This window comes from Spongiactinospora sp. 9N601 (assembly GCF_044326295.1).
GTDB classification, from domain to species: Bacteria; Actinomycetota; Actinomycetes; order Streptosporangiales; family Streptosporangiaceae; genus Spongiactinospora; species Spongiactinospora gelatinilytica.
On record NZ_JBIRBB010000066.1, the window covers coordinates 1 to 900 of the forward strand.

Here is a 900-nt window from a genome sequence, read left to right on the forward strand (position 1 = left end):
CGAAGCCCGTGGCCCAACCACCTTGTGTGGGGGGAGCGGTCGAAGGTGGGGCTGGCGATTGGGACGAAGTCGTAACAAGGTAGCCGTACCGGAAGGTGCGGCTGGATCACCTCCTTTCTAAGGAGCATCACGACCGGCCCCGTTTCAGGGAACGGATGCTACGGCGCTCACGCGCCGGCGCATCCCACCCCCGAGGGGGGTTCGGTCCAGTGTCAGGATCGAGACCGACCGTGTCTCGCCCGGCGGCTCATTAGTGGAGCACTGGTTATTCGGTTCGGCGTCATCCGCCTGGCCGGTCGGTACCGCCCGCACCCCCGTCAAGGGGGTGGGGGAGTGGGAAGGCCGTCGCGGGGGTGGGGCCGGGCCGGGCACACTGTTGGGTCCTGAGGAAACGGACCGTCTGGTATCCCGCCGCGTGGTGGCGGGTGCGACCCCCGCCTGGTTGGTGGGGGTGTGGTGGTGGCGGGTTTCGTCTTCGGGGTTGGTGCCGGGATCGCGCACCGCTTGGATCGTTCGTCCTTTGCCCTCTATGAGGGTGGGGGATGGCGGGCCGGGTGAGGCGGCGTCCAGGATCATCACCAGCCCCAAGGGATGAGGCCAGGGATCGTTCGGCGAGGTAGGCACACATGCCTATCTAAGCCCAAAGGTTTCCGTCACTGATCGCTGCGCACCTGTTGTTGTTCACGAGGGTTTGGGTGCCGGGGCCGGAGAGTCAAGGAAGCGAGTTCGGGGACGTGGTCTCTGGATCTTCCTTGGTTTCTGGTCGGGGTTTCTTCTTCTTCCGGGGCTTGTCCTGCCGGTATACCGCGTCAGCTTCTTTTTTGGGGTTGGTGGTCTGGTGCTGGCTGGGGTGGGTTGTCTGGTTGTTGTTTGAGATTTGCATAGTGGACGCGAGCATCT

General features: G+C 64.3%; 1 protein-coding gene and 1 rRNA gene. One reads left to right on the plus strand and one right to left on the minus strand.

Annotation, left to right across the window (positions count from 1 at the left end; translation table 11 throughout):
- A 16S ribosomal RNA gene (locus ACH34R_RS44145) occupies positions 1-117 on the plus strand; the annotation flags it as partial.
- Between the two features lie 595 nt (positions 118-712).
- Here the strand turns inward: ACH34R_RS44145 and ACH34R_RS44150 are convergent.
- Positions 713-900, minus strand: a 188-nt coding sequence (locus ACH34R_RS44150) for a hypothetical protein (protein WP_397567627.1), incomplete at its 5' end; no start/stop codon positions are given.